At 48.7% G+C, this 23,517-nt stretch carries 21 protein-coding genes; 8 read left to right on the top strand and 13 right to left on the bottom strand.

Annotation, left to right across the window (positions count from 1 at the left end; translation table 11 throughout):
* Positions 1-201: 201 nt before the first annotated feature.
* Both J7619_RS21720 and J7619_RS21715 read left to right on the top strand, forming a co-directional pair.
* Positions 202-1,263 carry an NAD-dependent epimerase/dehydratase family protein gene (locus tag J7619_RS21720; RefSeq protein ID WP_291203588.1) on the top strand — a complete coding sequence of 354 codons (1,062 nt, stop codon included), beginning with the start codon at positions 202-204 and terminating at the stop codon, positions 1,261-1,263.
* Between the two features lie 273 nt (positions 1,264-1,536).
* Positions 1,537-2,382: a hydroxymethylglutaryl-CoA lyase gene (locus J7619_RS21715; RefSeq protein WP_291203585.1), complete on the top strand. Its 846-nt coding sequence runs from the start codon at positions 1,537-1,539 to the stop codon at positions 2,380-2,382.
* Positions 2,383-2,440: 58 nt separating this feature from the next.
* On the opposite strand, the gene J7619_RS21710 is transcribed toward J7619_RS21715, so the two are convergent.
* A complete protein-coding gene (locus J7619_RS21710) occupies positions 2,441-3,565 on the bottom strand; it encodes a hypothetical protein (protein ID WP_291203582.1) in 1,125 nt (374 codons plus the stop codon).
* Positions 3,566-3,668: 103 nt separating this feature from the next.
* Between J7619_RS21710 and J7619_RS21705 the strand changes: the two genes are divergently transcribed.
* Positions 3,669-4,274, top strand: coding sequence for a thymidine kinase (locus J7619_RS21705; RefSeq protein ID WP_291203579.1), 606 nt, complete (start codon positions 3,669-3,671; stop codon positions 4,272-4,274).
* A complete protein-coding gene (locus tag J7619_RS21700; protein ID WP_291203576.1) occupies positions 4,271-4,912 on the top strand; it encodes a GDSL-type esterase/lipase family protein in 642 nt (213 codons plus the stop codon). The genes J7619_RS21705 and J7619_RS21700 overlap by 4 nt, the downstream gene beginning before the upstream one ends.
* 71 nt (positions 4,913-4,983) lie before the next feature.
* Here the strand turns inward: J7619_RS21700 and J7619_RS21695 are convergent, their stop codons facing one another.
* Positions 4,984-6,078 carry a chorismate mutase gene (locus J7619_RS21695; protein ID WP_291203573.1) on the bottom strand — a complete coding sequence of 365 codons (1,095 nt, stop codon included), beginning with the start codon at positions 6,076-6,078 and terminating at the stop codon, positions 4,984-4,986.
* 188 nt (positions 6,079-6,266) lie between these two features.
* Here J7619_RS21695 and J7619_RS21690 point away from each other — a divergent pair, with 188 nt between their 5' ends.
* Together J7619_RS21690 and J7619_RS21685 are read left to right on the top strand one after the other, a co-directional pair.
* Positions 6,267-7,469: a proline dehydrogenase family protein gene (locus tag J7619_RS21690; RefSeq protein ID WP_291203570.1), complete on the top strand. Its 1,203-nt coding sequence runs from the start codon at positions 6,267-6,269 to the stop codon at positions 7,467-7,469.
* Between the two features lie 51 nt (positions 7,470-7,520).
* The gene (locus J7619_RS21685; protein WP_291203568.1) at positions 7,521-8,282 is read left to right on the top strand and encodes a lipoprotein signal peptidase; all 762 of its coding nucleotides are present in this window, start codon (positions 7,521-7,523) and stop codon (positions 8,280-8,282) included.
* Between the two features lie 76 nt (positions 8,283-8,358).
* Here the strand turns inward: J7619_RS21685 and J7619_RS21680 are convergent, their stop codons facing one another.
* The 10 genes from J7619_RS21680 to J7619_RS21635 form a co-directional block, all read right to left on the bottom strand.
* Entirely contained in the window at positions 8,359-9,960 is a 1,602-nt protein-coding gene (locus tag J7619_RS21680) for a hypothetical protein (RefSeq protein ID WP_291203565.1), read from the bottom strand.
* 278 nt (positions 9,961-10,238) lie between these two features.
* Entirely contained in the window at positions 10,239-10,883 is a 645-nt protein-coding gene (locus J7619_RS21675; RefSeq protein ID WP_291203562.1) for an OmpH family outer membrane protein, read from the bottom strand.
* 11 nt (positions 10,884-10,894) lie between these two features.
* Entirely contained in the window at positions 10,895-11,548 is a 654-nt protein-coding gene (locus J7619_RS21670; protein ID WP_291203559.1) for an OmpH family outer membrane protein, read from the bottom strand.
* 54 nt (positions 11,549-11,602) lie between these two features.
* Positions 11,603-14,200 carry an outer membrane protein assembly factor BamA gene (bamA, locus tag J7619_RS21665; RefSeq protein WP_291203556.1) on the bottom strand — a complete coding sequence of 866 codons (2,598 nt, stop codon included), beginning with the start codon at positions 14,198-14,200 and terminating at the stop codon, positions 11,603-11,605.
* Positions 14,201-14,206: 6 nt separating this feature from the next.
* Positions 14,207-14,959, bottom strand: a complete 753-nt coding sequence (locus J7619_RS21660; RefSeq protein WP_291203553.1) for an isoprenyl transferase — start codon at positions 14,957-14,959, stop codon at positions 14,207-14,209.
* Positions 14,960-15,276: 317 nt separating this feature from the next.
* Positions 15,277-16,059, bottom strand: a complete 783-nt coding sequence (locus J7619_RS21655) for a LytTR family DNA-binding domain-containing protein (RefSeq protein WP_291203551.1) — start codon at positions 16,057-16,059, stop codon at positions 15,277-15,279.
* Positions 16,043-17,491 carry a histidine kinase gene (locus J7619_RS21650; RefSeq protein ID WP_291203548.1) on the bottom strand — a complete coding sequence of 483 codons (1,449 nt, stop codon included), beginning with the start codon at positions 17,489-17,491 and terminating at the stop codon, positions 16,043-16,045. The genes J7619_RS21655 and J7619_RS21650 overlap by 17 nt, the downstream gene beginning before the upstream one ends.
* A gap of 25 nt (positions 17,492-17,516) precedes the next feature.
* Positions 17,517-18,173, bottom strand: coding sequence for a hypothetical protein (locus J7619_RS21645; RefSeq protein ID WP_291203545.1), 657 nt, complete (start codon positions 18,171-18,173; stop codon positions 17,517-17,519).
* A 37-nt stretch (positions 18,174-18,210) separates the two neighbouring features.
* Positions 18,211-20,370 (bottom strand): TonB-dependent receptor, encoded by a 2,160-nt coding sequence (locus tag J7619_RS21640; protein WP_291203542.1) that lies wholly within the window; start codon positions 20,368-20,370, stop codon positions 18,211-18,213.
* Between the two features lie 129 nt (positions 20,371-20,499).
* The gene (locus tag J7619_RS21635; RefSeq protein WP_291203539.1) at positions 20,500-21,135 is read right to left on the bottom strand and encodes a DUF1080 domain-containing protein; all 636 of its coding nucleotides are present in this window, start codon (positions 21,133-21,135) and stop codon (positions 20,500-20,502) included.
* A gap of 95 nt (positions 21,136-21,230) precedes the next feature.
* Here J7619_RS21635 and J7619_RS21630 point away from each other — a divergent pair, with 95 nt between their 5' ends.
* Positions 21,231-21,740: a fasciclin domain-containing protein gene (locus J7619_RS21630; RefSeq protein WP_291203536.1), complete on the top strand. Its 510-nt coding sequence runs from the start codon at positions 21,231-21,233 to the stop codon at positions 21,738-21,740.
* A gap of 77 nt (positions 21,741-21,817) precedes the next feature.
* Here the strand turns inward: J7619_RS21630 and J7619_RS21625 are convergent, their stop codons facing one another.
* On the bottom strand, positions 21,818-22,237 hold the full coding sequence (locus J7619_RS21625; protein ID WP_291203533.1) for a nucleoside-diphosphate kinase: 420 nt from the start codon (positions 22,235-22,237) through the stop codon (positions 21,818-21,820).
* 205 nt (positions 22,238-22,442) lie between these two features.
* Between J7619_RS21625 and J7619_RS21620 the strand changes: the two genes are divergently transcribed.
* Positions 22,443-23,477 (top strand): bifunctional oligoribonuclease/PAP phosphatase NrnA, encoded by a 1,035-nt coding sequence (locus J7619_RS21620; protein WP_291203531.1) that lies wholly within the window; start codon positions 22,443-22,445, stop codon positions 23,475-23,477.
* Positions 23,478-23,517: the final 40 nt, after the last annotated feature.

Below are 23,517 nucleotides of genomic sequence, written 5' to 3'. Positions count from 1 at the left end.
GAAATGTTGCAGTGCCGGGGCTTGCACTTCTATGAAGTGAACATAAGTTACATACTTCAAATGTAAATTAAATATTTTATTCGATTAATTAAATCTAATCACAAAAGAATCAAATGCTATTTATCTAATGCATAACTGGCGGTTGCTTTGAATCCCCTAACTTTGGCCTTTCATAAGTACCACACATTCCACTTACCTTCTATGAAAATTCTGATCACCGGTGGGGCCGGTTTTGTTGGCTCTTCGCTGGCCATAGCCTTGAAAACAAATTATCCTGACTATCAGGTTTACGCGCTGGACAATCTCAAAAGAAGAGGTTCCGAACTGAATATAACCCGTCTCAAAAAGGCAGGCGTGGAATTCGTTCATGGCGACATCCGCAACAAAGAAGATTTCGACGCCATTCCGGCGGTAGATACCGTAATCGAAGCATCCGCCGAGCCGTCGGTACTGGCCGGTCTGGACGGTACGCCCGATTACCTGATCAATACCAATCTGGTCGGGACAGTTAACTGCCTCAACTATGCATTGAAACACAAAGCGGGCTTCATTTTCCTTTCCACCAGCCGCGTGTATCCGATCAAGACGATCGAAACATTGAATTTTGTAGAAGAAGAGACCCGTTTCGCATTGTCTGACGAACAGCCTGTACCGGGCGTTTCCTCCAAAGGTATCGGTGAAGATTTCCCGCTGAACGGCGCGCGCTCGCTCTACGGTACCACCAAGTTGGCCTCCGAACTGATCATCCAGGAATACAATGAATTTTATAATCTGAAAACCGTCATCAACCGTTGTGGTGTGATCACCGGTCCATGGCAAATGGGCAAAGTCGATCAGGGTGTGATGGTGCTCTGGATCGCGAAGCACTATTTCGAGCAGCAGCTGGGATACTTTGGTTACGGCGGCACCGGAAAGCAAATCCGCGACATGCTGCACGTGGCCGATTTATACAACCTGATCGACTGGCAGCTGCATAACCTAGATAAAGTGAATGGTGAAATCCTGAATGCCGGCGGTGGCTTGCAAAGCAGCGCATCATTGCAGGAATTGACAAAAATCTGCCAGGAAGTGACAGGTAAAACCATTCCGATCAAAGTCGTTCCGGAAAACCGGACCGCTGATATTCGTCTTTACGTGACAGATAACACAAAAGTAACTGCGCTGACAGGCTGGGAGCCGAAGATCGGAATCCGCCAGATCGTCGAAGAAATCACAGCATGGCTCGCCGAAAACGAAGCAGATCTCGCTCCGATTTTGAAATAAACATGGCGCGAAGCTCTTGCTTCGTGCTCCTTATCCGCAGGCCTCTGGCCGGGCTGTACCTCAAAACGATATTACCGTTTCGGACCGGCCGGAGGCCTGCGAATAGTAGGCACGAAGCAGGAGCTTCGCGCCATTTCGCGCCATTTGAAAAATACTGACTGCAATCGCGTAGCTTCCAAGAACTACCTGATTGCAGTCTTTGTTTTTTAGATCCGCCCCGGTCACATTCACTCATTGCTACATTCAGTCATTCAGTCATTCAATCATTGAAACATGAAGTTCATCGAATGCCCCCGCGACGCCTGGCAAGGCTTTCATCCCTTCATTCCATCGGAGATCAAGCTGGAATACCTGAATCAGCTGATCCGGGTCGGTTTTGATACCATTGATTTCGGTAGCTTTGTATCGCCCAAAGCGGTCCCCCAAATGCAGGACACGGCCTGGATTGCCGAAAGACTGGATCTTTCGGGCAGCAATACCAGTCTGTTGGCGATCGTCGTCAACGAGCGCGGCGCGGCGGATGCATGCGCATTCGAGCAGATCGGTTACCTGGGTTATCCTTTCTCGGTTTCGGAGACATTCCAAATGCGGAACACGCAGGCCACTATTGCGGAATCATTCGAAAGACTGAAACGCATTGCTGATTTGTGCGCGAAACACAAAAAGGAGTTGGTGATTTACATTTCAATGGGCTTTGGGAATCCCTACGGGGATACCTGGGCGCCCGAAATTGTGATGGAATGGGTAGAAAAACTCTCTAAACTGGGTGCCAATACCTTTTCGCTGGCGGATACCGTTGGTGTAGCGAAAGTGCATGATATCGGATGGCTTTTTACCGCATTAATTCCGCATTATCCCGAACTGGAATTCGGTGCTCATTTTCACACACGTCCAGATGACTGGCGCATTAAGATACAGGCTGCTTACGATGCCGGCTGCCGCCGTTTCGATGGTGCGTTGCTCGGCTATGGCGGTTGCCCTATGGCCCAGGACGATCTCGTGGGTAACATGCCCACCGAGCGGCTGGTTGATTTCGCCAAAGAACAAAAAGAACTACTTTGCCTCGATGCCAATGAGCTGATCAAAGCGCGCTCGATGTTCCAGCAGATCGTCGGATAAAAGAAATGCGCCGAAAGCTCAATCTTCCGGCGCATTAGGTCAATATTGAAATGCTTTATTATGCAAACTTCCTTTTTACGATCGCGAGTAGCGCGGTAACCGCCTCCCCATTCACATCCCACGCATATTTGGATGCATAGCGATGCCAGATCAGATTTTCAGCCTCTTCGAAGCTTTTCACGCGGTCGAGCTCATAAATCGCTTTATCGAAATGCTCGCTATTGCGGTCAAAAAGCTGGTTTACAAACATGAAACGCTGGCCCAGGGGAATACTGCCCGCAATATTTTCGACTTTCAGCGGTACGGTACCATATGATTTATCCTCCGAAGGCTTGGGAATCTCTACCTTAAAACGGTTATTCAGCGAGTCCCTTTCCGGGCTCGATACTGCATTCGATTTAGCGACGATCTCGCCGATTACCGCAGAAGCAGGCTCCGCACGCGGCGCTACGGGGCGGGCAGTACTAGGCTCCAACTGACTAAACGCCGAATCGAAGAACGATTCGTGCTTGTGAGGCTGCGCATGCGGGGTAGCAGCCGGCTTACCGGCTTCCTGGATTTGCAGCTCGCTGATATTGATCGGGAAGATTTCCGCGAATTGAATCAGGTGCTGTTCGGTGTCATCGATCAGATCGGCATTGTCTTTGAACTCGTACAACCAGCTCACAGCCTGCGTCTGGTACACCGAATCGGAACCACTATCGGTGAGGCGGCCAAGCAGTGCTTCGGCGACGCCGCGGTGGATGTGCGTATATTTTACAAGCTGCTCGGCCTTCTCGTGCGTAAATTCCGCGTCGGGAACGGCCCTGATCTTGTCTTCAAAGTACGTAGCGGGTGTCAGGAGGAGTTTCAACGATTCTTTAACCGAATCGGACAATAGCGGTTCGAGGTCGGCGCGTTTCACGGCGATGTGTTGCGAAGCCGTGTTCATGAATTCTTCCAGTGCACTTTTTACTTCTTCATTGGAAAAATCAAAATAAGGGCTGCGGAAGGCTTCGGCGTTGTTTTTCCATTCTTCGAACAGGCGGTTGAGAATACCCAGGTTGACCTGTCTTACTGGTGTCAGTTTTAATAATCCGGCACCGGTAACGACGTCCTGCGACCTGTACACTTCGTTCAAAACTGTTGTTGTGAACCGTGCTGAGTACTGGTTGAGTGCGATTGAATTCAGATTATCCGGCATAACGAATAAGCGCTTTTGGTAACGTAGTGTTGGGAAAAATATGTTTGATTTGTAAATATAAAATAAAAATCGACCTTTCAATGGGTCGGTTGGGCACCAAAATATGTTTGTAGAACCATCCCACAGAAGAGAATTTCAAAATCCCCGTACCGGCTGGATCGAAGTGATTTGCGGATCCATGTTTTCCGGAAAGACCGAAGAACTCATCCGTCTGCTCAACCGCGCCAAAATCGCCAGGCAAAAGATTCAGATTTTCAAACCTGCGCTTGATAAACGATACCACGAAGAGAACATTGTTTCTCATAATGACAATTCGATTCCCTCAATACCCGTACAATCGGCGCAACAAATATCAGACCTGGCTCAAAATTGCGAGGTCGTGGGCATCGACGAGGCCCAATTTTTCGATGAAGGCATTGTAGAGGTATGCGACCAATTGGCCAATTCCGGCAAACGGGTGATCGTAGCGGGCCTGGATATGGATTATAAAGGTAAACCCTTCGGCTGCATGCCTCAGCTCATGGCCATTGCCGAATATGTCACCAAAGTGCACGCAGTTTGCATGGTATGCGGGGAGGTTGCTTCACATTCCTACCGCCTTTCCCCCTCCAATGAGCGGGTGCTCCTCGGTGAAACGGATTTGTACGAGGCTCGTTGCCGCAGGTGCTTCAACCTGGGCGAAAAGGCGCACGAATTGTTTTCAAGATGAAGAAACAGAGGTTGCTGATCACTTCGCTTGCGTTAAATGCGGTCCTGATCGCAACATTTCTGGTATTAGGCTACATTTACCGTGATAAGATCGCGCAAAAGTTTGTGAGAATAAAAGGCAACCCTGCGATCGTCATGTACGGTAACTCCATTACCGCACAGGGCAAATGGGTAGAATTGCTGGGGCGGACCGATGTCATGAATAATGGGTTACCCGGGCAGGCTACGTTTCATTTTCTCCAACTCATCCAGTCGCACGTTATCGATCTACACCCGAAGGTTTGTTTCATTAAAGGAGGTATTAATGATATTACCCTGGGCGTGAAGCAGGATTCAATTCAAAGTCATTTCAAAACAATGCTCGAAATGCTGGTACAGAACCGCATTACGCCCGTGGTAACACTGACAGTTTACAAGCAGAATGACCCGCCGAGCAAAAAGGAAGTCGATGCTTTGAATGCGTTCCTCATTTCATTTTGCACTCAAAATAGCATTACCTACATTAATTTGAACCGCTTTATTTCCGATTCCTCGGGTCTCCGCGCCGAATACGCCGTTGATAAAATCCATTTAAATACCAAAGCCTATGAAATCTGGGCGAGAGAAATCACCCGGGTTTTAAAGGAGAAGGGCATTTAAAAACACATTTAGCTTAAAACAACGAAAGCCGCCCATTGCTGAGCGGCTTTCGTGTTTATGTGCGGTTCCGGTTAGGCATTCACCTGGTTCATCACCTCGGTTTGCTTGCGGATCGACTCCATGTGAACGAGTTTGAACAATTCATCCACCAGGTTTGGATACAGATTCAGGCTGCGGCCCCAACCAGCGCGTGTTTCCAATACTTCGCGGAAACGATCCACCTGGTAAGCTGCTACGTTGTTATCGCGTTTGTACTCGGCCAGTTTCTCAACCAGGGCCATGCGATTTGCCAAAGTTTCGAGCAATTCGCGGTCAAGGTTATCGATTTTGCCACGGATAATTTCCAGTTGTGACGCGTAGTCGCTGCCGTAAGATTCTTTACGAACATGCAGGTCATGCAGCATTTGACCCAAAGCAGCAGGTGTCAGCTGTTGTGCAGCGTCGGACCATGCTTTGTCCGGGTCACGGTGCGATTCGATGATCAGACCATCATAATGCAGGTCAAGCGCACGCTGAGCGATTTCGTACAGGTATGCACGTTTTCCGGCCATGTGGCTAGGGTCACCGATTACCGGCAATTGAGGGAAAATCGTTTTCAGTTCGATTGCGATGTTCCACATGGGGGAGTTGCGGTATTTGTGCTCCTGTGCGTTCGAGAAACCGCGGTGGATGGCACCGAGTTTTTTCACGCCAGCCTGGTTCAGACGTTCCAGGGCTCCAACCCAAAGTTGGAGGTCAGGGTTTACAGGGTTTTTAACCAATACAGGTACATCAATTCCTTTCAGGGCATCAGCAAGTTCCTGTACGTTGAACGGGTTCACGGTAGTACGTGCACCAACCCAAAGGATATCAACGCCGTATTTCAATGCCAGTTCGATATGCTGAGGCGTAGCAACTTCAACAGCCACAGGCAGGCCTGTCTGCTGTTTCACCGCTTGCAACCATGGCAAAGCTGCCTCTCCCATGCCTTCAAAGCTGCCTGGACGAGTTCTCGGTTTCCACACCCCTGCACGGATCACGTGCGCAAATCCTTCCTCTTTGATCTGGGTTGCGGTTTCTAACATTTGTTCCTCGGTCTCTGCGCTGCAAGGCCCGGCGATTACCAAAGGCTTTCCTTCGGTATTGATCCAACTGCTTAGCGGTAGGATATCTAAAGAAGCATTCATACTCAAAAACTTGTCCTTAATAAAAAATTGATAATTGTAATATTTTGATCCGGTATTATGCGTATTTCTTCGAATGCCCGTACATTTGACCCCATAAAAGTCAATCAACTTCTTAATGCGTATTACTTTCTTCCTGTGGTCAGATAATGAATTGTTAAACAGTTACTCAGGAAAAACGTACATCAAAAATGGCATATCCGTCACCAAACGACCAAATACCTGTATTTTTTGAAGATACTTCCGTTGCCTTTGCATCCAAATCAGACGCCAAACTAAGGAAGACATACTGGTTATTCAGCCTTATGAATCAGGCTCGAGTCGTAAATTTAGGCACTTTTTTTATAAAGCTCGCGCTAAAACTTAACTTACCTATAAAAAATCTCATTCGGGTCACGATTTTTGAACAATTCTGTGGCGGTGAGACGATTAACGACTGCGATGCCACGATCGCATCGCTGCGCCAGTCGGGCATTGGTACCATTCTGGATTATTCCGTTGAAGGAGAAGATGAAGAGGCCAGTTTCGATACTACCGCGGCCGAAATCCTGAAAACGATCGACAAGGCGACAGGCTCTGATACCATTCCTTTTTCGGTTTTTAAAGTCACCGGAGTAGCCTCATCCGATTTGCTTGAAAAGGTTCAGAAAAAAGATTCGCTCTCGGAAGAAGAAAAAGCAGCCTTTGAGCGCGCACGCCAGCGCGTGCAACGCTTGTGCGCACACGCGTACGAGCATAATGTCAGGATATTCATCGATGCGGAAGAAAGCTGGATCCAGGGCGTGATCGACGACCTGGCGTATGAAATGATGCAGCAGTTCAACCGTGACCGTGCCATCGTTTATAACACTTACCAGCTCTACCGCCACGAAACGCTCGAAGCACTCAAAACGGCTTTTCTCGATGCGCGCCAGAAGGGCTATTACATTGGCGGCAAACTCGTGCGCGGCGCCTATATGGAAAAAGAAAGGTTGCGTGCGCGTGAGCAGGAATATTTCAACCCTATCCACACTTCGAAGGAGGCAACTGATACGGACTACAACCTGGCGATCGATTTCTGCCTTGACCGCCTCGAACATATTTCGATCTGCCTGGGAACGCATAATGAATACAGCTCCCAATACTGCGCCCTCAAAATGCAGAAGCTCGGCATTGAACGCAAAGACGACCGTATCTGGTTTGCGCAGCTTCTGGGCATGAGCGATAATATCTCCTTCAATCTGGCGAAAGCGGGCTACAACGTGGCCAAATATGTTCCTTACGGCCCTATCGATGCGGTATTGCCATACCTGATCCGCCGAGCCGAAGAAAACACTTCCATTGCAGGCCAGAGCAGCCGTGAGTTTTTGCTAGTTAAAAGTGAATTGAAGAGAAGAGGAATCGGTTCTTTATAAGTAAGTTATTACTTTCGCATTCCCAAATTTGTCAATTGTATTAAAAACCGAATGAACCAATCGAGAAATCCAGCCCCTTACCTACTCTTCAGCGTACTCCTTATCGGGATTGATCAGGCTTCCAAATTGCTGGTTCATCAATACATGCAACCCGGCTTTTCAGGACAGATCGCGCTGATCGGGGACTGGTTGAAATTGCATTATGTACTTAATCCCGGGATGGCCTTCGGCATGCAGCTGGGGCATGAATACGGTAAACTATTCCTGACATTATTCCGTCTCGTCGCCATGGTTGCCATCGGCGGATATATGATCCATCTTGCACGTGCGGGCGCTTCCAAGGGCTTGCTTTGGGCATTGGCGATGATCCTCGCCGGGGCAGTTGGTAACGTAATCGACAGTACTTTCTACGGTGTGCTCCTGGGCAATGCACCTTACGGCTCTCCTACCCCGTGGTTTCACGGACAGGTAATCGACATGATCTTTGTCGATTTCTGGGAAGGTTTCATCCCCGACTGGGTTCCGGTTTGGGGAGGCCAGTATTACTCCACGCCGATCTTCAACATCGCCGACTCCTGCATTTTCCTCGGCGTTTGCAGCATTTTGATATTCCAGGGAAGTTTCCACTCGCATGGGCCGGAGGAAGAGGGATTAAAGGAAGAAAGGGAGGAAGGAGAAGAGGAGGAAGCGACCAGTGATCTGCCCGATTCCTCTTCACCGGAAACGCCAACAGCCGGAACAGGATTACGAGAGGATATTCCGACGCCTACCTCGACAGAGGAAAAGGATGAAAATAAAAAAGAGAGCATTTAGCCAGTCATGGTCGGAAGAAAAATCTTCCGACCATGACTGGCTAAATGCTCTCTTTTTTTGTATCTGTAACTTCGAATCAATTCTCGTCTTTGGTGTAGGGGACAAAGTCCTTGAATGTCTTCTTAATCGCTACATCCGTCGCTTCTTTCTTGTTCTCCCAGTTAGCGTCGAGTTCCAGTGCCACGAGGCCGCTGAGATTCATCAGCGCCTTAAACTCGTCGAGCTTTCTGATAAAGTCCGGCTGGCGGCGTGCTGATTTCTGACCCCATTCGCGCGCAAAGACATCCCCTTTGTTCTGCAATTCGTTCTTCTTCTGCATTACATAGTTGAATCTGTCGAGCAACCCATTCACCGACTTTCCGATCACTTCCGTGGCTTCCAGCGTTCCTACGGTTGCCACGGTGGTACCACCGATTGTCGTAATGTAGCCGCGCGTTTTCTGGTTATCCGTCGCAATCACCGGCGCGAGACCTGTGGTTGCCCCGAGCGATGCATTGAGCAACGATCTACTGCGCTTACCTTTTTTGGCACGGGTATAAGCCTTTTTAAGCTCCTGCTCTTTTTCGGTCATTTGTTCGATAAGCCCCCATGCATTCACGAGTGCACCCCTGTACAGGTTATACACGTACGTATCGCGCAGACTCTCATCAATGGTGTTCTTAATGACAAATTTAATCGTACGCTCTTTTTTATTCTGGGCCTTATCCAGCACATAGAATATAATATTGAACGCCAGCGTATCGAACGGATCCTTTACGAAGTCATATCCCGGCTCCCAGATAAACTCGTAGCTGGTAGCAGTGTTCTTCACCAATGCGCTTTGCGGAACCTTCTTGTTTTCGGAGATAAAATTGAATGTCGTAATATCTTCCTCTCCGTTCGGGTCCGACAATGTGAAACGCAGGTTTATGCGGTTGTTTTCGGCGCTACGAATAACTGTTTGTTGCGGAATAATCGTGAAGTCCGGCGCAAGGTCCATCTGGGTAACATCGAGCTTCAGGCGACCTTTGGTACGTGCTTTTGAAGGCTGGTCTTCTACCCAAAACTCCATATACCTCGGCCCTTTTTTCAAAATACCGAATTGGACGCTCGAAGGTTCCCAGGTAATTTCACCCGCGGCAGACAGTTTCATCGCCTCGGGCATTTCTTCCAGTATGGGTACGAACACGATCGGGTCACCGTCAGGATCGCGAACGGCCCCCATATCAATCTTGTAGACGTTCTGCGTTTTGTACTGTACGTAGAATGGTTGCAACTCGTCGACCTGAGGCGGGCGGTTCACATGGTTTACTTTGAATACGATCTCACGCGATACATTTTCGCCAGCTGCGTTCTGCGCTTCGAACACGACCGGGAACGATTTGGTGGTATTAATACGGTCGGCGATATCAAACCCGGGTGTCCATACGAAATGACCGGTAGAGTCAAATTTCATATCCTTCACCAGGCCGCTGGCCACCGAATACCTCACCGAATCGCTCTTTCCCCCTTTGGCCTGCAAATGAAAATTAATCTCTTTTCCCTCATAAAGTACGTTCCACTCTGCTTCCGTCGGGAACACGAGCTGTAACGGGCCCGTTGAGGTATTGTTCTTCATATTATCCTGCCCCTGCGCCCTCAGTACTACAAAAACGGGTATGAGAAGGATCAGTATTTTATGAATTTTTCTTGTTAGCATGACATCAAAAATATAATTAATTCCATGGGTGAGAGAGCACTTAAATTTTAACGCAAAACTAGTAAATCCTGTATAGAATGCCCTGCGATTAGTTGTAAAATTGAAACTCGCGAAAGCACACGCCCACGCGAGAAGTCTGTTTGCACTTTTCAAATAAGGCCTTCCGATCAGGTTTATAATTAAAGCAAGTCCCGCACTCTCCGACACTCCAAACAAAAACCGGAGCGCAATCCTTTTTAAGACTGCGCTCCGGTTTTTAAAGTTCAATATCTACCTTATTATTTTTTCTTTGGGGTTGTTGCCGGAGTGGTAGCAGGCGTTGATGCTGGCTTAGCCGCAGGGGTTGTTGCTGCTGGCGCAGCTGCTTCTACCTTGTCTGGGTCAACACCCAGTTTGCGAAGAATCAGGTTAGTCGCATTGTTTTCTTCGGATGCTGCGAAAAGGATGATAGGTGTCGTTCCGGCACCCGCATCCATGTTAAGGATATAAAGGAATCCGCTTTCTTTACCAACCTCCTGGATCGCGTTGTTCACCTTTGTCAGGATCGGTTCGAGCAACTGCTGCTGTTTTGTTTGCAGTGAAGTCTGTGCGTTGTTACGCATTTCCTCGATGCGGGTAGAAAGGTTTTGAAGCTCTTTCTCTTTATCAGCGCGAATAACGTCGGTCATGTTCGCACCGTTTTTCTGATATGCCTCGTATTTCTCTTGAGCCTCTTTGTAAGTCTCGCCGATCGCTTTATCCAACTGTGCTTTGGTTACTTCCAGCTGGTTCTGCATCACTTTTGCTTCCGGCAATTTGCTGATTATATAGTCGACATTCGTGTAACCTATTTTAGTAGGCCCGCCTGCCGGGGTAGTCTGGGCTAAGAGAGGGGTGGTGATTATGGTCATCACGACCAGAATTGCCATCAATTTTTGTTTCATTGCTTTGTTACTTATTTAAGTTTACTGTTTGTACTTTTTTGTTTTGGTGAGTTCTTCGCAGGAGTGGCTGGCTGTTGTTGGGCCGGCTCTTCCGGTTTGGCATTCTTATCGTTCGCGCCAGTCTTGTCATTACCGCCTGCTTTGTTGGCTTTCGGATCGATCCCCAGTTCCTCCATTACATAATCCGAATAATCATGTTTCGGATTGGTATAGAGCATGCCGATGTCACTGGATTTATCGAACATAAAATCGAGCCTGCGCTGGCTGCATACCTTGGTCACCGCGCGCTGTACCTTTTCAAGTACGGGCTTCATCAGTTCCTTTTTCTTTTGGAACATCAACCCCTCCACACCGAATATCTTACTATTGTATTCGCCCGCTTCGAGCTCCTTCTCTTTAATTTCACCCTGCCGCTTCCTCTTCAACTCGTCTGTCAACAGGATTTCTTCTGCCATATACGCACGCTGCATGCGGTCGATCTCGGCAAACTTGTCCTGAATTTCCTTAGACCACTGGTCGGTGAATTTCTTCATCGCAGCCTGTGCGGCCTGGTATTCGGGCATTTTACTGGTTATGAATTCCATGTCCGTATACCCGATCTTCTGAGCATATAGTGCTGAACTGCATAGAATTGACAAAACTAGTAAAATAAAGATCTTCTTCATGCCAAGCTGCTAATATAATTTGCAAACCTCTTAACGAATCCCCCCGTCAGATTATTATCTGATCTGCTGCCCGATTGTAAAGTGGAACTGCGGCCCGCTCCGGGTGGTCTGTCCCTGAATTTTGTCAAATCCATACCCCCAGTCGATACCGAGCAAACCGAACGCCGGCATGAAAATCCTCGCACCAATACCTGCGGAACGTTTCAAGTCGAAAGGATTGAACTCGCTGTAACTACCCCAGTTATTGCCACCTTCCGCAAAACCGAGCACGAAAATCGTGGCCTGCGGGTTAAGCGAAACAGGGTAGCGAAGTTCCATTACATATTTGTTATAAACAATACCTCCACCTGACGCAGGATAACCGTTAGCAGCCAGTGGTCCAACTTTCTGATCCTGGTAACCACGAAGACCGATAATATCCTGATCCGCGAGCGAGAATGTACCCTGGCCCGCCAGACCGGAACCGCCCAGGATGAAGCGACCGAACGGGCTGTAACCAACCTTGTTTCCGTACGCCCCCAGGAAGCCCATGTGCGCGCGGGTGCTCATCACGAGTTTGCCTACGATAGTGGCATAATAGCTTGCATCGAACATCCATTTGTGGTATTCAACCCAGCGGTAAGTGTCGGTTTTGTCGGAGAATGCTTTCTTGCGGAATACCGAATAAGGCGGCGTGAAAGTAGCACTCAAAGAGATATTGCTACCACTTCTCGGGAATTGGAAATCACTCAATGTGTTCCGCGAGATGGTGGTATTGAATGAAATGTTGTTCGAGATACCCTTGCTGTAACCAATGCGGAAAATGTCGAGGCTGTCGAGACGGTAGCGCTGGTATGACAGCGAGTGCGTCATCACGAGGTTACGGTCCGGCTCTTTCAGACGGCGGCCGAGCGACAAGGTGATACCATTGTTATAGTAACCTCCCCGGTAGTTGACCTTTCCTGTCCTCGAAGCCGTATTATAGCCATAGTAAGAGCTCAAATCGGTCATGCGGTAAACCGTACGCTGGAATGACACGCCGAAGTTGATCGGTTTCTTACCACCCAACCACGGTTCACTGAACGACAGCGAGTAGGTTTGATACTGCTTTCCGTTGGCCTGGAAGCGCAATGAAAGCTTTTGGCCGTCACCGGAAGGCAATGGGCGCCACGTTTCGCGATTTGGGATGTTCTTAATGGAGAAGTTATTGAAAACCAAACCCAATGTCCCTACGAAACCGATATAACCTCCCCAACCACCGGAAAGCTCAATCTGGTCGGATGGCTTTTCCTCCACGGTGTACTCGATATCCACAGTACCGTCGGCCTGGTTAGGGATCGGGTTGATCTGGATTTTCTCAGGATCAAAATAACCCATTTGCGACAGCTGACGCTGGGTGTTGATGATCTCCGTTTTGCTGAATTTCTGACCTGGCAATGTAAATAGCTCCCGTAATACCACGCGATCGCTGGTCTTGGTGTTACCGTTCAGGAGAATGCGGTTGATAGTCGCCTGCTTACCTTCGAACATGCGGAGCTCCACGTCGATCGAGTCGCCTTCAACGGCTCTTTCGGTAGGTTCGATGTGGAAATAGAGGTAACCGTCGTCCATGTAAATCGAACTAACGTCGGAGCCTGGGATACCGTTGATCTTCTTGTCCAGTTCTTCCGGATTGTACACGTCACCCTTTTTCACACCCAGGCGCTCGCTCAGATATTGCGAGGTGTACAGGTAGTTACCCGACCAGCTGATATTGCGGTAATAGTATTTCTGACCTTCATCGATCTTCATGTCGATGCTGATCGTCTGGTCGCCATTGATAATGGTATCGAACTGGATGGTCGCATCGCGGTAACCGTTTTTGCGGTAGTAAGCGATGAGTTTCTCCTTATCCTCGTCGTATTTTTTTGGAATGTATTTCGATGGGTTGAAAAGGCGGCCAATGCGGCGCTGCTTGGTGCCTTTCATTTTGCGTTTCAGCGTTTGATCGCTGATAGCAGTATTACCTTCAATATTGATTTTCTGGATCTTAACCTTCTTGCCCTTCGTGATCGAGAAGTTCAGGGTAGCCTGGCCGCGGGTTGAATCGGGGATTTGGAGGACCTTTACTTTGGTATAGTAAAAACCCTTATCCATATAGTATTTCTTGATGACCAGCTGGGTGTTTTTGATGATCGTCGGCGTGATGACGCGGCCTTTGATCAGCTTCACCTTGTCGTTCAGCGTCTCGCGCTCACCTTTGCGGATACCCGAGAAGGAAACTTTGTAAAGCCTCGGGCGTTCTTTAATGTGGATATTCAGCCAAACCTTTTCGCCTTCGATCTTGGTCGCCATGATTTCTACATCATCCAGCGTACCAAAATCCATCATTTTCTTGATAGACGAAGTCACAGCCGGTCCCGGAATGCGGATTTTATCACCGGGTTTCAAGCCGGAAATAGAGATCATCGAGTTCGGGTCGAGGAACTGGGTGCCCGAAACGGTCACTTCTGCGATGGTATATTCCTTTGGATTGGCGGGATCGATACCCAGGTTAGTTGGAGCGGCGGCGGGTTTTGCGCCTCCCAGGCCTACACGTTGCGCCTGTACCGAAACACAGCAGCACAGCAGGATTAATGCAGAGAGACCTTTGAGATGTGCTAATGATTTATTCAAATTTTTCACTGGGTTCATATAATTCTACTTAGCACCATTCGCTTTAATTTGTTCTCCCGTTTTGCCGAAGCGCCTTTCACGGTTCTGATACGAAAGTATCGCCTCGTACAAATGCTCCCGGCGGAAGTCGGGCCAGAAAAGATCCTCATAAAAATATAGTTCAGAATATGCCAGTTGCCAAAGCAGGAAGTTACTGATCCTGTGGTCACCGCCTGTCCGCAGCATCAGGTCCACCTCGGGGCGACTGCCCGTCGACAAATTTCCTGCTACTACTTCTTCATTGATTTCTTCGGGTAGCAAAACACCGTTACGAACGTCCTCGGCGATTTTGCGCGCTGCCTGGGTAATGTCCCACTTGCCACTGTAACCCAATGCCAGGATGAGATTCAGGCCCGTATTGTTGCGTGTCTCCCAGATCGCTTTTTCCAATTGGTTCTGGCAGCTCTTCGGAAGGCTTGCCGTATTTCCGATCGTATCGAGCTTCACATTGTTTTTCATCATCGTGGGCAGCTCGTTACCGATCGATTGCACGAGCAGTTCCATCAGCGCTCTTACTTCAAACTCCGGGCGCGCCCAGTTTTCGGTTGAAAAAGCATACAACGTCAGACAAGAAACCCCGAGCTCCGCACATCCTTCCGTCACTTCCCTCACCGCCTTGATCGCATTGCGATGCCCAAACACACGCGCTGCTCCCTGGTTTTGGGCCCATCTTCCGTTACCGTCCATGATAACGGCTATGTGTTTTGGCAGATTGCCCGTATCAATGAGCTCCTTCATTACTCCTGACTCCTTTTAACCTTTTTTAACAAAACAAAAACAACATGAACGAAGAGCTGGCCATCGGGAATGATTTTCAGCCGCTCCGGGTTATTTCAGGAATCACTTTGCCAGTAAACCAATACGCAGCAACCTGTCAATGTGTGCCGAAAAACTGCACAATTCATTCCTGCTCCCATCACCAGCCTATCAGAAAGCCCTGATGGACAACGCATTAACTTCCAAAATAGTAATGGAAATTTAAACGAGGGCGCAATTTAGGAATAAGAATCAGGTCTACAAAATGAATATTCCGGTACAATCAGGGTGTAATTCGATTAATTATCAAGAAGATGGCGGATCGCATCACCGTAGGTACTCCCGCTGGTGACTTGCGAAGCCTTGCGATCGCGCATCACGATTACGTATTTGCCGTTGAAGTGTTTCTGAATTTCCTTGATATGGTGAGAGTTGACAATACCCGCCCGGCTCACGCGCAGGTAATGCTTGGGTAGCTTCTCTTCGAGTGAAGTAAGCGTGTAGTTGAGCAGGTATTTCTGCCCGTCGAGCGTATTCAGGAAAACGTATTTTTCTTCCGCTTCGAAATGCGTGATCTCCGTCATCGGTATCAGCAGGATGCGGTCGCCGGATTTCACCGACAGCGAGAATATCTCTTTTTTCGGCTTCATTTCTTCCAACAGCCTCAGCAGATTTTCGGAATAGGGATTATAACCGCCCGAATGGCCATTCGCCGCCTGGGTAATATTCTTAATTTTCTCAATGGTTTTCATCAGCCGGTCATTCTCCACCGGTTTCAGCAGGTAATCCACCGAATTTTCCTCAAATGCGCGGATCGCATATTGATCATAAGCCGTCGAAAACACGACTAAAGGCATTTTGGTGAGTTTGGAAAGCATTTCGAAGCCGTTCAGCAGCGGCATTTCGATATCGAGAAAAATTACGTCGGGATGATGCTTGTCTATTTCAACCAGCCCCTCGGCGCCGTTTTTGGCTTCCGACACGATATCGAAAGTGTCGGGATGCTTTTCGAGCAGCCTTCTGAGGCGGCTCAATGCAAGCTGTTCGTCGTCGATCAGGATCGTTTTAAGCGGAAAAAGCATGATTGGATTGTTGATGTTGTTCAATAGCAGATTTTTGGATGGCAATATTAACCGATTTGTGGGGTTGGTTGTGCAGTTCCAAACGAGCGTTTTCGCCGTAAAGCAGTTTCAGTTTGTCCTGAATACTGCGCATGCCGTAGCCCGCACCCAATGTGTCGGAAAATGCCGGGCCATTGTCGTGCACGCACAAATGCAGCCATTGGTCTTTTTCATAAATCTTCACCACGATATTCCCCAGATCGGCCATACGCGAGACACCATGCTTGATGGCATTCTCGACGATTGGCTGCAAAATGAATTTAGGCACTTGCAGGTTCTTCAATGACTCCTCCTCAACTTCTACGGTAAAGCGCAGGCGGTCTCCAAACCGCACCTTCTCGACCTGCAAATAGGTTTCCACCATTTCCAGCTCGTTTTCGATGGTATCGAAGTAATCGCTCGTCTTACGGCCGGTGGTGTAGCGGAACAGCTTGGAAAGCAGAAGCGTCATTTCCTCCGCCTTATCCGGATTTTCATGGACGAGACTGGCAATACTGTTCAGGGAGTTATACAAAAAATGAGGGTTAATGCGGGCCTGCAATGCGTCCAGCTCTGCCCGGGTCTTCAATTTCTCCAGATTTAGCAGCTGGTACTCCTGATCCGATATCTTTCGGGAAATCTGTCGCCCTTCCCGGCTCAGGAAGTAAAATACGTTGGCAATCGCGACAGGTGCCCATGCATACCAGTACCAGGGCGCATTCTGCGAAGGCTCGGACGGGTAACGCGCGACATACTGGTTCACGATATCGGCCGCGAAGAAGTAATGTACGGCTATCGCCAGCAGGCTGTCGGACAAAAAGATAATGATCGAGAGTATGATGTGCTTGGCGAGCAGACTTTTGATGATCATGTCCAACCAGGTAGTCAGCCCCTGCGTGACCAGGATCGTGCATACGCCCGTGGCGATGTTGAGTATGACCAGATATTTGTAGAATGCCAGGCGGATAGGCTCTTCGGTGAACGATAGCTCCGCGGTGAAATACGCGATCGCATTAAAGCCATACAATATCACCGCCCCGAGGATGGCCGCTACCAGCGTGCCCACCCAGCCCTGGTTCTGAATAATGGCGATCAGGCTGAAATCCTGCCAGTTGAATGATCTTTCCTGTGAAGTAAAACTGAAATTAGCCCCCTCTACCTTTGCCCCGCTGAGGTCTACATCCGAAAGACTGCTGAAACTCAGATCCGCATTCCGCAGATCGGCGTTACGGAAAGTCGTTCGGTCGAGCGCCGAGAAACGAAGTTTTGCATTGCGCAGATTAGCCCCGTCGAAGTTTATGTCCTTCAAACTCGAAAAGCTGAAATCTGCATTTTCCAGATCCATGTTACTGAAATCCCTTCCGTCCAGCGATGAGGCTGTCATGCGCAACGGCTTCGTCTTATTGTCGTTCATGCTACTTAAACCCTAAACGTTAATATCAGTTTGTCTGAGAAAGCATCCATTCGGTCTCCATTTTACCCCAATCCGGGTGAATAGATGTTTCCGGTTTAAAGGCGCTGAATTTCTGCTGGGCTTTTTCGAGCATCGGCTTGGCTACCTTTTTCCCGCCGCCATATTCCTCCGGCGTGAAAAACAGGCTCGAACCTTCCAGGTAATAAATCCGCGGGTTCTCGGCATTGATCGACTTCGCCGATTGCAGGAAGCCCTGAAACTTTTCCCCATCCGCCTGCCAACGGTTCATCGGGTCGGCCGCGAGGTGAATTTGCGATTGATATGCTTTCAAAACTTCCAGCTCATCGTTCGGTTTGCCGGCAATGCCTTCCGCCTCTTTCAATAAGGCATTTGCTTTATCCAGATACTGATCTTTTTCGTTCAGTGTTGGCGCTACAAAGCCGAGCAATACATTGGCATAAGCTGCATAGTATTTCGGCAGCCATTCTTTTGGCTCCGCGGCGGCGATACGCTCGAAGCGGTTGGCGATATCCACCAGGCTTTTGGGGTCCGGCTGGGACCGGTCGATGCCGTTCAATGCTTTGATACCGTCGCCCATAGCCTGGGTGTACTTCTCATTCTGCGCCCACGCCATTCCGGTTGCGAACACGAACAGTAGTGCGATTGTGAATAGCTTTTTCATTGTTTTGTTTGTTTTAAAATGCTGAATATGGAATGGTTTAAAAATCGTCTTTCTCTACTTTGGCCTTCTTCGAAAGCATGATCTGCATGCCTACAAAGAAGCTGCGGTAACTCTGCGGGCCCACGGCGTAGCGCGTTTTGCCGTCGGGTGTGTAGCGGTAGGTGAACACATTACGGGTGTTCAGGATATTATCGACCGTGGCGTAGAATATCACCAGGTTTCCTTTAATGCTTTGCAGTTTGCTGGCCTGAATGCTCACATTATGAACGGCTGGCGTACGGTCTTTCAGAAACTCTTCATTATTGGGGTTGTAGTAAGGCCGGCCGCTGGTGAATGCGTAAGTGGCACTAAGGTTGGTTTTGGCCTTTTCAAACCATTTTTTGGTAATCAGGCTGATATTATGGTTTGAAATAAATGTAGGGGTGGCCGATTGTTCAAATTGCTGGAAAAGACGTTTGGAATCCACAAAACTGTACGTAACCCAGTAATCCAGGTTTTTGATGGATTTCTGGTCGCGCCAGAAGAAGTCGAAACCGCGGGCATAGCCATCGCCGCCATTGGTGGTGGTGCCCCAGGGAAAGCGGTAGGGATCGGCATCGTATTTCTGGCCGGTGAATTCGCGGACGAGCTGCGCGTAGTTTTTATAAAATGTCTCAACCCGGAATGTGCGCTGGTTTTTAATGATCTGGTAATTGAGGATCAGATGATCGGCCCGTTCGTATTTCAGGGATTTATTCAAATACAAATACCTGTAATCCGGGTTTTGGTAAAACTGTCCTGCGGCCAGGGAAATCTGACTGTACCGGCCGGTTTTATAGGCGAATGAAAGTCTCGGGGCAACATTAGCACGACTGATCACAGATGAGTATTCGCTCCGGATGCCAACCCTCCCCGCGAGTGCACGGGTAATGTAAATCTCCGATTCTACGAATGCGGCGGCATAGCGGTCTTTCAATCTATACAAAGTACCATTCACACCATTTCCGATATTAATGGCATGTGCCTCGGCACCAAACAGGACAGTATTATTCCCCGTGAGCAGGCGTGTGAGCACAATGCGGGCCTGTGTGCGCTCGTCGAAACGGTCGAAGTTAGCGCCATCATAGGTCATATTATCCTTATTCCGGCTGTAAGAAAGGCCCGAATTGATCGTCCACCGGCCATCGGCCCATGAGTCGGTGTAGGTGCTGGTAGTAAATGCATTGTTGTTTTTCAAAACCAGCCGCATTTTCCCCGAGTCGGAGAACGGGTCCTTGCTGTCCATGCTCAGATGGCTGTCGGAATACATACCGTAGACTTTCAGCACGCCGTTTTTCGTCGGTTTCCAGCGATAGGTCAGCGAGGATCCTTTGAATTCCGGTGCGTGAATCCATTCCACATTCTGCTTCACCAGCTTAAACAATGGTCGCAGATTACCATAATACACTACCGCCGACACCGACTGGTTTTTGCTGGCATAATCATAGTTCAAACCTGCGTTCGCCAGGTTCAGACTAATGCCTAATCCATTGTTACTGATCTTATCCGTCGTATTCAGCAACAATACCGACGACAATGCCTGCCCGTATTGCGCCGAATATCCGCCGGTGCTGAATGAAGTGCCTTTAAACATAAATGGGTTGAACCGCCCGCGTGATTGCACATCGGGTAGCGAACTGAAAAACGGGTTCTGCACGATCATCCCGTCGATCACAATCTTGGTTTCCTGACCGGAGCCTCCGCGTACGAATAGTCCCTCCTGCTCCCCTACGCGCTGCGCGCCAGGGAGGAACTGCATGGCCCCGGTAATATCCGCCGCCGCGCCCGCCGTAGTGACGATATCCAGCGGTTTCAGCATCGCCATCCGCTTTTCATCCGATGCCTCGAATGCCCCGGCGGTAATCACTACCGTATTCAGTTCGTTAGCGAGTTCTTCAAGCTTGATCGTCATTGCCGGAATGCCTTCTTTCAGATTAATCTTCTTTTCAAAAACCTCAAATCCTACATAACTCGCGGCCAACGTCGCCGTATCCGACTCGGAGGTCTGGAATGCGAAAATGCCGTTCGCATCGGTGGTTCCGCCGTCATAAGTTCCTTTCAGAAATACATTCGCGCCGGGCAATGCATTTCCCTTATGGTCGGTCACCTTGCCCTGGATATTCTTTTGGGCAAAAACAGCTGGCGTAACGAATAGCAACAAACAATAAAAAAGCTTCATGGCTAATAGATTATGTGTAACTGCTGACACAAATCTATTGGCCATGAAGCCGTTTAGTAAGTGATTTCCGACGAAGTGCCGGTTTCGGGCGGATGAATTTGCCCGCTGACCGAATGAAAAACCGCCGGGTTAGAGCTCTTCCAACAGGATATCCTTCCAGCGCACTTTAATGCCGCCGCCGTCGTGGATCTGCAATGCAATCGAACCTTCACCCGCACCGATTTTAGCGTCGGTAAGGTCTACCATTTCGTGACCGTTGAGCCAGGTTTGCGTGCGGTCGCCTTCCGCGCGGATACGCAGCGTATTCCATTCACCCATTTTCAGGAAGCCTTCTTTCTCTTCCGGAATCTGCACGAGCCAGTTGCGACCGTATGACTCGTAAATACCGCCGGTATCGTGGTTTGGCGGCGCCACTTCGACCTGCCAGCCCGAAACTTTGGTACCGGTTACCGTCGAGCGGAAGAATACCCCGCTGTTACCATTCGCTTCCTGCTTGAATTTGAGGGTAAGGTCGAAGTTCTTGTAAAACTTGTCAGTGGTGAGGTAGCCGTACTTCTTGTCGGGGCCGCTTTCGCAAATCAGCTCACCGCCTTCGACGTACCATTTCTCGGTACCGTGCACGGTCCAGCCTTTGAGGTCTTTTCCGTTGAATAATTTGATTGGCTTTTTCAATGGATCGGTGGAAGGGCCTTTCAGCGCAAAAAACGCCGAATTAAGCATCAGCACAGCTGCTCCGGCGACGATCAATCGTCTCAATTTTAACATGGTGGTTATAGGATTAGGATTAAAAATTTATGGTTACAAATTCTACCAAACTAGATTTTGCATTAGTTTTACGAAAATTAACCACTTGGAAAGCTATGAAAAAAAACCGTTTTGGAGGGCGTTGGGCGACATTTTTTTTGGCAGCAGGGCTATTTTCAACGATTTTGATCTCGTGTAAGGAAGACAAAGGCGATCTCGTAGGGCAACGTACCGTGACGGATATTATCCATGAAAATCCAGAGTTCAGTATACTCAAAGAAATCCTGGATAATGGTGGATCACCAGATGCGTTTAGAACACAAGACGCGACTTTTTTCCTGCCTGACAATGCTGCTTTTCAGAAAGCAAACATTGCTAGTTCGGCAGCGATTTCTAAAAACGCGGCACTGCCTTTTTTAAATTCTCTCATTATCCAGGGCATATACAATGTGGACAACGACCTTCCGGCAGACAGTTTAAAGACTGCCGCCGTCGGGAAAAAAATCAAATTTGTCAAACAAGACAAGGTGGTGACTGTAAACAACTCCGAGATCACCAAAAGGAATGTCGTAGCCGCTAATGGTCTCATTCAGGTAATCGACAGCGTATACGTGAGAGTGAAATAGCAATGAAGGTGTTATAAAATGGAAAACCCCGAAGCTTCAAAAACTCCGGGGTTTTCCATTTTAATATGATACTCTTCTCAGAACTGCTCTACATGTGAGAAGAAGAAGTTCCCTTCGATTTCTGCGTTTTCGTCGGAATCCGATCCGTGGATCGCATTCGCCTCGATTGATTTGGCATACAATTTACGGATCGTGCCTTCTTCCGCATTGGCAGGGTTGGTAGCGCCGATCAGCGTGCGGAAGTCCGCCACTGCATTCTCCTTTTCCAGGATCATCGGAACAATCGCGCCGGATGACATATACTTGCAAAGATCATGATAGAAAGGACGTTCCTTGTGCACCGCGTAAAACTCTCCGGCACGCTCGGGAGTAAGGAGTGTTTTTTTCAGGGCCACAATCCGGAATCCTGCTGCTTCGATCATTTTGATGATTGAACCTGAATGACCATCCCGTACAGCATCAGGCTTGATCATGGTAAATGTCTTATTCGTTGGCATACGTACTTGGCTATTATTGATACTGACTGCAAGCTACTATATTTCGTTTTAAAATACCGAACCTTTCGTCCGTAAACGCCCTCCTAATATTAAATCACTGCCTGATTGCCAGCCTTTACCGCCTATCATGAAGCAAATCCCAACAGTTTTGTTAATTTTGTGGGCTCTAAGCAAACAGGAAATACCTCTTTTGAACTAAGGCACTGTGAATCAAATCATTGAAGAGCTTCGCTCTTTTTTATCCCAACCCCAAAAAATTGTTATCACAACGCACCGCGACCCGGATGCGGATGCATTGGGTTCATCTCTGGGCTGGGCCAGTTATTTGCTCAAAAAAGGACATGAAGTGACGGTTATAAGCCCTACGGACTATGCCGCGAACCTGCGCTGGCTTTCGGGTATGGAGCATGTGCTCGTGTACGAAAAGGCTTCGGAGCAGGGTAAATGCAAGAAAAAAATCGAGCAGGCGACGCTGATCTGCTGCCTCGACTTTTCGGCCTTATCGCGGTTGAAAGATCTCGGTAAGGTGGTGCAAGACGCAGCAGCGCCCAAAATGATGATCGACCATCACCTCGAACCGGAACATTTTGCGAAATGGATGGTTTGGGATACCACCGCAGCCGCTACGGCGCAGCTCGTATATGAGCTGGTAAAAGAAATGGAAGGCGGCCTTCCCGCTGACCAAATCTTCGACATTCCAATGGCCGAATGCCTTTATGCGGGCATAATGACCGATACCGGCTCGTTCCGGCACGGGAATGTAACGCCTGCCGTGCACCTCGCAGTAGCCGATCTGATGCGCACAGGTTTCGATTCGAGCCGTGTGCACCGGCTGATCTACGATAATGCGCCGCTTTCGCGCCTGCAATTCCTGGGTTATGTGCTTTGCAACAAACTCACCGTGCTTCCTGAATTCCGCACGGCATATATGGTCCTCACCGAAGCGGAATTGCAAAAATTCAATTCGGCGTCGGGCGAAACGGAAGGGATCGTAAACTATGGTTTGCAGGTCGAAAATGTCGTAATGTCGGCTATGTTCATCGAACGCAAAGGTGAGGTCAAGATCTCGTTCCGCTCGGTGGGCTCATTCTCGGTACGCGACCTTGCCAGTACGCATTTCAGCGGTGGCGGGCATAAGAATGCGTCGGGAGGAAGATCCGAACAATCAGTAAATGAAACAGTTGCAAGATTTTTAAGTATCCTTCCGTCATACCAGGAAGAACTTTTAAGCGTTGACTAAACTTAAATTCCACATTCACCAAAATATCTTCTAATTAACA

Origin of the sequence: Dyadobacter sp., from assembly GCF_017744695.1 — a bacterium.
GTDB lineage: Bacteria > Bacteroidota > Bacteroidia > Cytophagales > Spirosomataceae > Dyadobacter.
This window is presented reverse-complemented; position numbering and strand designations above follow the sequence as displayed.

Excerpts from the sequence above, each read along its gene's own strand:
- J7619_RS21660 (WP_291203553.1), bottom strand. The coding sequence starts at position 14,959 with ATGAAGGAGCTCATTGATACGGGCAATCTGCCAAAACACATAGCCGTT.
- J7619_RS21635 (WP_291203539.1), bottom strand. The coding sequence starts at position 21,135 with ATGTTAAAATTGAGACGATTGATCGTCGCCGGAGCAGCTGTGCTGATG.
- J7619_RS21715 (WP_291203585.1), top strand. The coding sequence starts at position 1,537 with ATGAAGTTCATCGAATGCCCCCGCGACGCCTGGCAAGGCTTTCATCCC.
- J7619_RS21645 (WP_291203545.1), bottom strand. The coding sequence starts at position 18,173 with ATGAAAAAGCTATTCACAATCGCACTACTGTTCGTGTTCGCAACCGGA.
- J7619_RS21650 (WP_291203548.1), bottom strand. The coding sequence starts at position 17,491 with ATGAACGACAATAAGACGAAGCCGTTGCGCATGACAGCCTCATCGCTG.
- J7619_RS21710 (WP_291203582.1), bottom strand. The coding sequence starts at position 3,565 with ATGCCGGATAATCTGAATTCAATCGCACTCAACCAGTACTCAGCACGG.
- J7619_RS21690 (WP_291203570.1), top strand. The coding sequence starts at position 6,267 with ATGGCATATCCGTCACCAAACGACCAAATACCTGTATTTTTTGAAGAT.
- J7619_RS21680 (WP_291203565.1), bottom strand. The coding sequence starts at position 9,960 with ATGCTAACAAGAAAAATTCATAAAATACTGATCCTTCTCATACCCGTT.
- J7619_RS21640 (WP_291203542.1), bottom strand. The coding sequence starts at position 20,370 with ATGAAGCTTTTTTATTGTTTGTTGCTATTCGTTACGCCAGCTGTTTTT.
- J7619_RS21655 (WP_291203551.1), bottom strand. The coding sequence starts at position 16,059 with ATGCTTTTTCCGCTTAAAACGATCCTGATCGACGACGAACAGCTTGCA.
- J7619_RS21705 (WP_291203579.1), top strand. The coding sequence starts at position 3,669 with ATGTTTGTAGAACCATCCCACAGAAGAGAATTTCAAAATCCCCGTACC.
- J7619_RS21670 (WP_291203559.1), bottom strand. The coding sequence starts at position 11,548 with ATGAAGAAGATCTTTATTTTACTAGTTTTGTCAATTCTATGCAGTTCA.
- J7619_RS21630 (WP_291203536.1), top strand. The coding sequence starts at position 21,231 with ATGAAAAAAAACCGTTTTGGAGGGCGTTGGGCGACATTTTTTTTGGCA.
- J7619_RS21685 (WP_291203568.1), top strand. The coding sequence starts at position 7,521 with ATGAACCAATCGAGAAATCCAGCCCCTTACCTACTCTTCAGCGTACTC.
- J7619_RS21695 (WP_291203573.1), bottom strand. The coding sequence starts at position 6,078 with ATGAATGCTTCTTTAGATATCCTACCGCTAAGCAGTTGGATCAATACC.
- J7619_RS21700 (WP_291203576.1), top strand. The coding sequence starts at position 4,271 with ATGAAGAAACAGAGGTTGCTGATCACTTCGCTTGCGTTAAATGCGGTC.
- bamA (WP_291203556.1), bottom strand. The coding sequence starts at position 14,200 with ATGAACCCAGTGAAAAATTTGAATAAATCATTAGCACATCTCAAAGGT.
- J7619_RS21675 (WP_291203562.1), bottom strand. The coding sequence starts at position 10,883 with ATGAAACAAAAATTGATGGCAATTCTGGTCGTGATGACCATAATCACC.
- J7619_RS21625 (WP_291203533.1), bottom strand. The coding sequence starts at position 22,237 with ATGCCAACGAATAAGACATTTACCATGATCAAGCCTGATGCTGTACGG.
- J7619_RS21720 (WP_291203588.1), top strand. The coding sequence starts at position 202 with ATGAAAATTCTGATCACCGGTGGGGCCGGTTTTGTTGGCTCTTCGCTG.